Annotated in this window: 8 protein-coding genes; 2 read left to right on the top strand and 6 right to left on the bottom strand. The window is 76.1% G+C overall.

Features of this window, described 5'->3' with window-relative positions; genetic code table 11:
- Nucleotides 1-114: 114 nt before the first annotated feature.
- Together pheT and pheS are read right to left on the bottom strand one after the other, a co-directional pair.
- Nucleotides 115-2,727 (bottom strand): phenylalanine--tRNA ligase subunit beta, encoded by a 2,613-nt coding sequence (pheT, locus tag ACFVS0_RS16680; protein ID WP_430588581.1) that lies wholly within the window; start codon nucleotides 2,725-2,727, stop codon nucleotides 115-117.
- On the bottom strand, nucleotides 2,727-3,815 hold the full coding sequence (gene pheS / locus ACFVS0_RS16675) for a phenylalanine--tRNA ligase subunit alpha (protein WP_430588580.1): 1,089 nt from the start codon (nucleotides 3,813-3,815) through the stop codon (nucleotides 2,727-2,729). Before pheS ends, pheT begins: the two co-directional genes overlap by 1 nt.
- A 361-nt stretch (nucleotides 3,816-4,176) precedes the next feature.
- Between pheS and ACFVS0_RS16670 the strand changes: the two genes are divergently transcribed.
- Nucleotides 4,177-4,419, top strand: coding sequence for a hypothetical protein (locus ACFVS0_RS16670; RefSeq protein ID WP_430588579.1), 243 nt, complete (start codon nucleotides 4,177-4,179; stop codon nucleotides 4,417-4,419).
- A 119-nt stretch (nucleotides 4,420-4,538) separates the two neighbouring features.
- A complete protein-coding gene (locus ACFVS0_RS16665; RefSeq protein WP_430588578.1) occupies nucleotides 4,539-5,417 on the top strand; it encodes a universal stress protein in 879 nt (292 codons plus the stop codon).
- Nucleotides 5,418-5,433: 16 nt separating this feature from the next.
- Here the strand turns inward: ACFVS0_RS16665 and ACFVS0_RS16660 are convergent, their stop codons facing one another.
- The 4 genes from ACFVS0_RS16660 to ACFVS0_RS16645 all read right to left on the bottom strand — a co-directional run bounded on the left by ACFVS0_RS16660 (nucleotide 5,434) and on the right by ACFVS0_RS16645 (nucleotide 10,736).
- Complete coding sequence (locus ACFVS0_RS16660; RefSeq protein ID WP_430588577.1) at nucleotides 5,434-6,639, bottom strand: cystathionine gamma-synthase; 1,206 nt, start codon at nucleotides 6,637-6,639, stop codon at nucleotides 5,434-5,436.
- Between the two features lie 25 nt (nucleotides 6,640-6,664).
- Entirely contained in the window at nucleotides 6,665-8,068 is a 1,404-nt protein-coding gene (locus ACFVS0_RS16655) for a cystathionine beta-synthase (RefSeq protein ID WP_430552546.1), read from the bottom strand.
- A 28-nt stretch (nucleotides 8,069-8,096) separates the two neighbouring features.
- Entirely contained in the window at nucleotides 8,097-10,124 is a 2,028-nt protein-coding gene (locus tag ACFVS0_RS16650) for an ABC1 kinase family protein (protein ID WP_430588576.1), read from the bottom strand.
- 141 nt (nucleotides 10,125-10,265) lie between these two features.
- On the bottom strand, nucleotides 10,266-10,736 hold the full coding sequence (locus ACFVS0_RS16645; protein WP_430552544.1) for a hypothetical protein: 471 nt from the start codon (nucleotides 10,734-10,736) through the stop codon (nucleotides 10,266-10,268).
- Between the last annotated feature and the right edge of the window lie 145 nt (nucleotides 10,737-10,881).

Below are 10,881 nucleotides of genomic sequence, written 5' to 3'. Positions count from 1 at the left end.
CTGGCTGGGGGGGGCCGGGGCGGGACGGGTCGGCGGGTGCCGTGGCTCGCCCGGGGGAGGGGCGTGGTCGGGGCGGGGGGGACGTCGCCCCGCGGCCCGGACCCGGCGGCGCGCTCAGCCACGCAGCACGGCCCCGACACGCTCGGTCGCCGCGGCGACCACGCCCTCGCGGACGGCGCGCACGTCGTCGGCCGTCAGCGTGCGGTCGGCGGCGCGCAGCCGCACCGAGTAGGCGAGCGACTTCTTCCCTTCGCCGACCTGCTCTCCGGTGAAGACGTCGAAGAGGCGCGCGTCCTCGAGCAGCGGGCCCGCGCCGGCGACGACGGCCGCGTGCACGTCGGCGGCGGGCACGCCCGCGTCGACGACGAACGCGAAGTCCTCCTTCGCCGCGGGGAACGCCGACACCGGCTCGGCCGCGACCGGGGCGTCCCCGCCGGCGGCGATCAGCGCGCCCAGGTCGAGCTCGAACGCCACCGCCCGGGCGGGCAGGCCCAGGGCCTCGACCACCTTCGGGTGCAGCTCGCCCGCGTGCCCGACGACGGCGCCGTCGGGCAGCGTCACCGCCGCGCAGCGGCCGGGGTGCCACGGCATCGTGCCGGAGTCGGCCCGGACCGTGACCTCCGCGCCCGCGCGCTCGGCGACGAGGCGCGCGGCGTCGAGGGCGTCCGTCCAGTCGGCCGCGCGGCCGTCGCCCCACCAGCCGGCGGGCACCGCGCGGCCGGTGAGCACGCCCGCGACGTGCCGCGGCTGGTCGGGGACCGCGGCCACCAGTGCCGCCAGGTCGTCGTCGGACGGCCGCACGCCCACCGGGAGCTGCGGCGGGGCCGGGGTGCCCGGCGTCGGCCGCGTGACCAGGCCGACCTCGAAGACCGCCACGTCGGGCAGGCCGCGCGAGACGTTCCGGCGTGCGGTCTCGAGCAGCGTCGAGAGCAGGTCCGCGCGCAGGAACGGCCGGTCGTCGGCCAACGGGTTGGCCAGGCGCAGCGTGGTGCGGCGCACGTCGTCGTCGGGCAGCCCGAGCGCGTCCAGGTCGGCCTCGCCCACGAACGGGTAGGACAGCACCTCGACGAGGCCGGCCTCCGCGAGCGCGCGCGCCACCGACCGGCGGGCCCGCTGCTCGGGCGTGAGGCCGCGGCCTCCCGAGGCGGACGGGAGCACGGACGGGATCTGGTCGTAACCGGCGATCCGCACGACCTCCTCGACCAGCGCCGCCGGCTCGGTGAGGTCGGGGCGCCACGACGGGGGCGTCACGCGGACGGCGTCCACGCTGGCCCCGGCGACGGCGTCCGTCACGGTGCACCCGATCTGCTCGAGGATGCCGACCACGGTGGCGCGGTCGTACTCCACGCCGGACAGCCGCGTGGGCAGGCTGACGTCGAGCCGCACCGGCTTGGGCGGGGTCGTGGTGTCGAGGTCGCTCACGGCGCCGTCCGCGGCGCCGCCGCCCAGCTCCACGAGCAGGTCGACCACCCGCTGCGCGGCGACGGCGGGCAGGCGCGGGTCCACGCCGCGCTCGAACCGCTTGGCAGCCTCGGACGGCAGCCGGTGCCGCCGGGCGGTGCGGGCCACGGTGATCGGGTCGAAGTGCGCGGCCTCGACCAGGACGTCGGTCGTGGTGGGGCTCACCTCGGACGACGCGCCGCCCATGACGCCGGCCAGCCCGAGCACCCGCGCGCCGCGCTCGCCCGCCGGCGAGTCGGTGATGAGCAGGTCCTCGGCGTCCAGCGCGCGGTCGACGTCGTCGAGCGTCGTCAGGCGCTCGCCGGGGACGGCACGGCGGACGACGATCGGCGCCGCGACCCGGTCCAGGTCGTAGGCGTGCAGCGGCTGGCCCAGGTCGAGCATCACGTAGTTGGTGACGTCGACGGCCAGGGAGATGGACCGCATCCCCGACCCGTCGAGGCGACGCTTCATCCACGGCGGGGTGGGCGCGGCGGGGTCGATGCCGCGCACGACGCGCGTGACGAACCGGTCGCAGCCGACCTGCCCGTGGATCGGCGCCGCGTCGTCGACCTCGACGCCGAACCCGTCGGCCGTGGGGGCGGGCGGGGTGGTGCCGAGGTTCTCGGGCAGCCCGCGGTCGGTGAACCGCGCGCCCGTGGAGTGGGCGTACTCGCGCGCCACGCCGCGGTAGCTGAACGCGTACCCGCGGTCCGGGGTCACGTTGATCTCGAGCACCTCGTCGCCGAGGCCGAGCAAGGCGATCGCGTCCTGGCCCGGCGTGAGGTCGGCGGCGTCGAAGCCTGCGCGCGTGAGCACGAGGATGCCGTCGTGGTCCTCGCCGATGCCGAGCTCGCGCACCGAGCAGATCATGCCGTCGGAGACGTGGCCGTACGTCTTGCGCGCCGCGATGGCGAAGCCGCCGGGCAGCACGGTGCCGGGCAGCGACACGACGACGTAGTCCCCCACGCCGAAGTTGTGCGCGCCGCAGATGATGCCGCGCGCGCCGCCAGCGGGGACGTCGGCGTCGTCGACGCCCTTGACGTGCGCCTCGTTGTGCTCGGGACCGACGTCGACGAGGCACCAGTTGACGGTCTTGCCGTTCTTCTGCGGCTCCGGGGTCTGCGCGAGCACGCGGCCCACGACGAGCGGGCCGGTGACGGCGGCGGGGTGGATCTCCTCCTCCTCCAGGCCGACCTTCACCAGGGCCGCCGCGAGCTGCTCCGCGGTGAGGTCCGCCGGCAGCTCGACGTGCTCGCCGAGCCAGTCAGTGACGATGCGGGGCATCAGATCTCCGTCCCGAACTGGGTGGAGAAGCGCACGTCGCCCTCCACGATGTCGTGCATGTCGGCGATCGAGTGGCGCAGCATCGCCGTGCGCTCGATGCCCATCCCGAACGCGAAGCCCTGGTACTCCTCGGGGTCGATCCCTGCCGCGCGCAGCACGTTCGGGTTGACCATGCCGCAGCCGCCCCACTCGATCCAGCCCGCGCCGCCCTTCTTCTGCGGGAACCACAGGTCCATCTCGGCGCTGGGCTCCGTGAACGGGAAGAAGCTCGGGCGCAGCCGCGTGCGCGCCTCGGGGCCGAACATGGCCCGCGCGAACGCGTCGAGCGTGCCGACGAGGTTCGCCATCGTCAGGCCCTTGTCGACCGCGAGGCCCTCGACCTGGTGGAAGACCGGGGTGTGGGTGGCGTCCAGCGCGTCGGTGCGGAACACCTTGCCGGGGCACGCGACGTACAGCGGCACGCCGCGCTCGAGCAGGGACCGCGACTGCACCGGCGACGTGTGCGTGCGCAGCACGAGGTTGGACGGCTTCTCCCCGTCGCCCGCGACGTAGAACGTGTCCTGCATCTGCCGGGCCGGGTGGTCCGGGTCGAAGTTCAGGGCGTCGAAGTTGAACCACTCCGCCTCGACCTCGGGGCCGTCGGCGATCTCCCAGCCGAGCCCCACGAAGAAGTCCGCGATGCGCTCCTGCACCAGCTCGATCGGGTGCCGCGCCCCGACGGCGCGACGGTCCGTCGGCAGCGTGACGTCGACGGTCTCCTCGACGAGGACACGCTCGTCGCGCTCGGCCTCGAGCTCCGCCTGGCGCGCGGCGATCGCCTGGTTCACGCGGCCGCGGCGAGGCCCGACGTTCTTGCCGGCGGCGGCCTTCTCCGGCCCCGGCAGGGACCCGATGGCGCGGTTCGCGAGCGCGAGCGGGCTCTTGTCCCCGGTCTGCGCGGTGCGGACGGCCTTCAGCTCGTCCAGGTCGCGCGCGGCGGCGACCGCGGCGAGGGCCTCGTCGACGACGGCGTCGAGCGCCGCGACGTCCAACGGGTCGGGGCTCTGCCGTTCGACGCCGGGTTCTGGGGTGGGTGCGGGCGTGGACATGCGTGCCTTCCTGAGAGGGGCCCTGCGAGGGGTGTGGGCGGCGGGGTCAGTTTATGTGCCCGCCCGGGCCAGTCAGGTCGGCGTCCGCGGTGCCGCGCTCAGCGCGCGCGCGTCGCCAGGGCCGGGCCCGTGGCGGGCCCGGTAAATCGGCGGTCGCGGAGTGTTGCGTCTCCCCCCCCCTCACCAAAAAAACGCACCCCCCCCCTCTCCCCCCCCCCCCCTCCCCGCTCCCCCCCACGCCGACATCGCCGCTCCCGTCGAGCCCGCACCGGCCGAGGAGGCGGGCGGCTCGGCGGCCGACGGTGCCGCAGAGCGCGACGGGTCGGACTTCGCGGACTCGTTCCAGGACTACCGCAGCGCGATGCGCGCCCTGGTCGCCGAGGTCGACGAGGCCCCGCTGACGACGGGGACGTTCGTCGTGGACGGCGACGAGGCGGACTGTGTCCGCGTCACCGCCCGCGAGACCACCGCCGTGTACGTGGCGGCCGCCGACCGCGCCCTCGTGGTCACCGGCCCCGCGGACCTCGTCGACCGGGTGGAGGTCGTGACCCGGCCCGTCGACGCTCTCCTGTCGGGCCGGCGTCGTGCTGACGGCGGTGCGTGATCGACGTCCCGTGACCTCGCCCTGACGGGCGACGGCGCCCGACCTATGCTGCAAGCCAGGGCCGCCCCGCACGTCGTGACGGGGGCGGCGGACGCACGACGAGAGAGTCGGGGTGGCCGATGCGCGGCATCGTGGTCGGGGTCAACGGTTCGGTCGAGTCGGACGAGGCGCTGGACTGGGCGCTGCGGGAGGCGGCCGCTGCCGCGGTGCCGCTCACGCTGGTCATGGTCGACGCGGGCGCCGGCAAGGGCGCCGACGCCGCCGCGCACGAGGCCGCGCTGGCCCCGGTGCGCGAGGAGGCGCAGGGGCTGCTCGACGCGGCCCGCGCCCGCACGGGGGTCAAGGTCGACGGCACGGTCGCGGCGCTCCCCGGCCCGGCGGCCGACCGGTTGCTCGAGCTCGGCGCGGACGCCGACATGCTGGTGCTCGGCCGGCGCCGGCGGGGACGCCTCGGCCGGGCCGTGCTGGGCTCGGTGTCGACGACGGTCGTGGAGCACGCCGTCGTGCCCGTCACGGTGGTGCGCCACGGCAACCCCGACGGGGCCCCGGAGGACGACGTGCCCGCCGAGACGGCGCCGCGCATCGTCGTCGGCGTCGACACCTCGGCCCCGAGCGTCGCCGCGCTGCGGCACGCGTGCGAGGTCGCGGACAGGACCGGGGCGTCGATCGACGCCGTCTTCGCGTGGCAGATCACGACGCTGGCCCCGCTGCCGGGGTCGTGGGGGTGGGCGCCGCCCGTCGACGACTACGAGAAGTTCGCGGCCGACTCGCTCGCCGAGGCGGTGCGCGCGGCCGGGGTGACGCTGCCGCCCGAGCGGCTCACCCGCCGGGTGGTGCACGGCCAGGCCGCCAAGCAGCTAGTGGTCGCGGCGCAGGGCGCCGAGCGGCTCGTCGTCGGGGCGCGCGGCCTCGGCGGCTTCGACCGGCTGCTGCTGGGCTCGGTCAGCCGTCAGGTGCTCGACTTCGCGCCCTGCCCCGTCACCGTCGTCCGCGGCTGACCGACGACCCTCGCCGCTACGCGAGCGCCTGCTCGAGGTCCGCGACCAGGTCGTCCACGTCCTCGATCCCGACGGACAGGCGCACGAGGTCGTCGGGCACCTCGAGCGACGTGCCCGCGACCGAGCCGTGCGTCATCCGGCCGGGGTGCTCGACGAGCGACTCGACGCCGCCGAGCGACTCGGCCAGCGTGAACACCTGCGTCCGCGCGCACACGTCGAGCGCCTTCGCCTCGCTGCCGGCGCGGAACGACACCATGCCGCCGAACCCGCGCATCTGGCGGGCCGCGACGTCGTGGCCCGGGTGGGACGCGAGGCCCGGATAGAGCACCTCGGTCACGGCAGGGTGCCCGGCGAGGAAGTCCGCCACCGCGGCCGCGTTCGCCTGGTGCCGGTCCATGCGGACGGCGAGCGTCTTGAGGCCGCGCAGCGTGAGCCACGCGTCGAACGGGCCCGCGACGGCGCCCGACGAGTTCTGGTGGAAGCCGACCGCCCCGGCCACGTCCGTGCCGCCCGCAGGCGACTCGAGACCGCCCGGCAGCACCGCGCCCGCCGCGACGACGAGCGCTCCCCCGACGACGTCGCTGTGCCCGCCGATGTACTTGGTCGTGGAGTGCACGACGACGTCCGCGCCGAGCGCCAGGGGCTGCTGCAGGTAGGGCGTGGCGAAGGTGTTGTCCACGACGAGCAGCGCGCCGGCGTCGCGTGCCACGCCCGCCAGCGCCGCGACGTCGCTGATCCCGAGCAGCGGGTTGGTGGGCGTCTCGACCCACACCACCTTGGTCTCGGGACGGACGGCTGCCCGCACCGCGTCGACGTCGGACAGGTCGACCGGCGTGTGCGCGATCCCCCACGGCCCGAAGACCCGCGCGACGAGCCGGTACGTGCCGCCGTAGGCGTCGTCCGGCACGATCACGTGGTCGCCCGGGCGCAGCACCGCGCGCAGCAGCGTGTCCTCGGCGGCCAGGCCCGAGGCGAACGCGAAGCCGCGTTCCCCGTGCTCCGCCGCGGCGAGCGCCTCCTCCAGCGCGGTGCGCGTCGGGTTGGCGGAGCGGGAGTACTCGTACCCGCCGCGCAGGCCGCCCACGCCGTCCTGCTTGTACGTGGAGACCTGGTGGATCGGCGGCACGACGGCGCCGGTCGTCGGGTCCGGGTCCTGGCCCGCGTGGATGGCGCGGGTCGAGAAGCCGAACGTCGTCCAGTCGGGGTGGTCGCTGGTGCTCACCCGGCCAGCCTACGCACGAGCGTGGTCACCGGCCCGCGACGAACCCCAGGAGGTCGTGGCGGGTGAGGACGCCGACGGGGTCGCCGTCCTCGACGACGAGCAGCGCGTCGGCGTCGGTGAGCGCGGCGCGCACGGCCTCCACGCCCTCGCCGGCCCCGATGAGCGGCAGCCGGGGCTGCATGTGCGCGTCGACGCGGTCGGCGAGGGACGCGCGGCCGGAGAAGACGGCGTCGAGCAGCGCCCGCTCGGTCACGGCGCCCGCGACCTCGCCGATCTTCACGGGCGGCTCCGCCCCGACGACGGGCATCTGCGAGACGCCGTACTCGCGCAGGATCTCGATGGCGTCGCGCACCGTCTCGCTCGGGTGGGTGTGCACCAGGTCGGGCAGCCGCCCGTCCTTCGCGCGCAGGATGTCGCCCGCGGTGACGCCCTCCTCGTCGGGCAGGAAGCCGTACGACCGCATCCACGTGTCGGAGAAGATCTTCGACAGGTAGCCGCGCCCGCCGTCGGGCAGCAGGACGACGATCACGGCCTCCGCCGCGGCCGCCGCGTCCTCCTCCTCGAGCCGCCGCGCGAGCCGCAGCGCCGCCTCGACCGCCATCCCGCACGACCCGCCCACGAGCAGGCCCTCCTCGCGCGCGAGCCGGCGCGTCATGGCGAAGGAGTCCGCGTCGGTGACGGCGATGACCTCGTCGGGGACGGACGGGTCGTAGGCGCCCGGCCAGAAGTCCTCGCCGACGCCCTCCACCAGGTACGGCCGCCCGTCGCCGCCCGAGTAGACCGAGCCCGCCGGGTCGGCGCCGACGACCCGGACCGGGCCGCCGTCGGCCCGGTCCGCCGACACCTCCTTGAGGTAGCGGCCCGTGCCGGTGATCGTGCCGCCCGTCCCGACGCCCGCGACGAAGTGCGTCACCCGGCCGTCGGTGTCCGCCCACACCTCGGGCCCGGTGGACTCGTAGTGCGACAGCGGGCCGTTCGGGTTGGCGTACTGGTTCGGCTTCCAGGCCCCGTCGATCTCCTGCACCAGCCGGTCGGAGACCGAGTAGTAGGAGTCCGGGTGGTCGGGCGGGACGGCGGTGGGCGTCACGACGACGCGCGCCCCGTACGCCCGCAGCACGTCGCGCTTGTCCTCGCTCACCTTGTCGGGGCAGACGAAGACGCAGTCGTAGCCCTTGCGCTGCGCGACGAGCGCGAGGCCCACGCCGGTGTTGCCCGACGTCGGCTCGACGATCGTGCCGCCGGGCCGCAGCTCTCCGGACGCCTCCGCCGCCTCGATCATCTTCAGCGCGATGCGGTCCTTGACCGACCCGCCGGGGTTCACGTACTCGACCTTGGCGAGGATCGTCGCGCTCAGACCGTCGGTGACCCGGGAGAGCCGGACGAGCGGGGTGTGCCCGACGAGCTCCGAGATGTGCTCCGCGTATCTCATGTGCCGATCATGCCCCTCCGCGGGGCTTTCACCACCGGTCTCGCGCCGTGCCGCGGAACGCGACCACGAGCACCCGCACCGCGAGCACCGTGCCGACGAAGCCCAGCGCGGCGCCGAGCACCGTGAACCACGGCAGCTGCGGCGCGAGCATCGGCCCGCCGTCGGCGACGAACAGCACCACCGCGCCGACGACGGCCCCCACCGCCACGAGCGTCATGATGAGCTGCTGCACCAGGCCGGTCAGGAAGGCCCGGTCGGCGGGGTCGGAGAACGCGCGCACGGTGACGGTGAAGCGCCCCTCCTCCAGGTCCCGGACGATGCGGGTCACCCGGCGGGGCAGCCGCTCCAGCTCGGGCGCGAAGCCGAGGAGCTGCTGCGTGGCCTTGCGGCGCACCGCCTCCGGGGTGACGAGGCGGTGCAGCAGCGGCCGGCCGTGGGTGCGGGCGCCGGCCACCAGGTCGTAGCCGGGGCTGATCAGGTCGAGCGTGCCCTCCAGCGACGCGAACGTGCGGAACGCGGCGGCGACCTGCGGCGGCACGCCCATGCCCGCCGCCGTGACCAGCCGCACGAGCCCGGCGAACGCCGCGCCCGCGCCCGCGCGGAACCGCAGCACGAGCTGCCCCACCTCACGCTCGAGGCGGCGGACGTCCAGGCCGGGCGGCGCGTCGAGCAGCTCCAGCAGGGCGTCGGTGGCGGCGATCGCGTCGTCGCCGTCGATCGCGAGCAGCAGGGCGCCGAGAGCGATCCGCTCGGGCTCGCCGAGCCTGCCGACCGAGCCCATGTCGAGCAGCCCGAGCCCGCCGTCGGCCAGCACGAGCACGTTGCCCGGGTGCAGGTCGGCGTGGAACGTGCCGGCGACGAGCAGCTGGTCGAGCGCGGCGCGCAGCAGCCGGTCCGCGAGCGCCGCGCGGGTCGCGTCGTCCAGCCGGCCCAGCGCGCCCTGCGCCTGCCCGACCGGCGTGCCGTCGAGCCGCTCCAGCACCAGCAGCGTGCCGCTCGACGGCCCGTCGACCACCTGCGGCACCACGACGAGCGGGCCCGACGACGCGCCGTCGTGCGTCACGACGTCCAGCGCCGTGCGCAGGGCACGCGTGTTCTCCGCCTCGACGGTGTAGTCGAGCTCCTCGCGCAGGGACGCCGCGAAGCCGTCGGCGAGCGCGACCACGCCGAGGCCGCGGCCCCACGCCGTGTCGCGCTCCAGCCTGCGGGCGAGCCGGCCGAGGATCGCGAGGTCCACGGCGACCTGCTCGCGCGCGCCCGGGCGCTGCACCTTCACCACCACGTCGCGGCCGTCGAGCAGCCGGGCGGCGTGCACCTGCCCGACCGACGCCGAGGCGAGCGGCTCCGTGTCGAACGCGGCGAAGACCTCTCCCACGGGGCGGCCGAGCGAGCGCTCGACGACCGCCTCCACCTGGTCCCACGGCTCCGGGGGCACGTCGCTCTGCAGGGTCGCGAGGGTCTCGGTGACGGCGTCGGGCAGCAGGTCGCGCCGGGTGGAGAGCGTCTGGCCGAACTTCACGAACGTGACGCCCGCGTCGGACAGCGTGTCGCGCAGGCCGACCGCGAGGCGGCGGACGTCGGAGCGCGACGTCGTGCCGCCGTCGCGGCGGTGGCGCCCGAACGCCCCGCCCAGGCCGTGCCGGACGCCGATCGCGACGACCTGCGCGTACCGGCGCGTCTCACGGCGTCCCTGCCGCAGCCGCCGGACGGCGCGCCACGGGGTGGGCAGCGTGCCCGTGGGAACCAGCAGCTCCAGCACGAGCAGGACGCACAGCCCCAGCACGAACGCCCAGCAGAAGACGAGGACGATCCCCGCCAGCGCGACCCACGGGTCGACCTCGAGGGTGCCCTCGCCGCTCCACCAGCCCGCCGCGCGCAGCCCGCTGGTGAGCGCCGCCGAGGCGCCCGTGATCGCCGCCAGGGAGACCAGCGCGGCCCGGATCCAGCCGACCGGCGCGCCCATCACCCGCCGCGCCGTCCAGGCGAGCAGCGCCAGCATCGCCACCGTCGAGACGAACGCGAAGATCGCGCCGACCACGCCGCCTACCGCGTCCATGCCTGCCCCGTCGTCGCCCGCACCATGGCGCCACTCTTCCGGACGCCCAGCGGCCCGTCACCACGAGCCGCCCCTGAACCGCCCCTGAACCGTCCCTGAGGTGCGCGACCAGGAGCGCCCACGGGCCGGGGCGGGCGTGGGTCAGGCGCGCGTGGCCCAGGCGGCGAGGGTGAGGGCGACGGCGTCCTCGGCGAGCGCGGCGGGCAGGTCCGGCCAGCCGCGGTGCGCGACGGCGGCGCGCCACGCCGCCCCGACACCCGTGCCGACGGCGCCGCCCACGGCCCCGGCGACCATCGCCGCCACGACCGACGGCGCCGGCGCGTGGTGCCGCAGCGCGAGGAGCAGGCCGCCGACGGCGCCGCTCCCCGCCCGGACGTCCGGACCCGGCGGGTCGAGGCGGCTGGGGGTGGTGGGCAGCTTGTCGCCCACCAGCTCCCCGGCGACGGCGAGGCCCGCGAGCACGCGCGGCAGCGTGGCCGGGCGGCGGAGCCGGTGGGTGGGCAGCCGGTGCCCCGGCACCGGGCCGAGCAGCGGGCCGGCGACGCCGAGCGTCGCGCGCGAGCCCGCCGCGAGTCCCAGCGCCAGCGAGCGGACGGCGAGCGGTGCGGTCATGCGCCCACCCTGGCACCGCCCCGCGAAACCCGCCGAACATGCGGTTGCGGAAGGTGTGGCCGCCCAGAAGGTGCTCTCCCCCCCCCTCTCCCCCACACCGACCTCCCCCAAAAAAGACCCCCCCGCTCACTTTCTCTTCCCCCAC

It is taken from the genome of Isoptericola sp. NPDC058082, assembly GCF_042885055.1.
Taxonomy (GTDB): domain Bacteria; phylum Actinomycetota; class Actinomycetes; order Actinomycetales; family Cellulomonadaceae; genus Isoptericola.
Note: the sequence above shows the minus strand (reverse complement) of the source record. Positions and strands in the feature narration are given on the sequence as shown.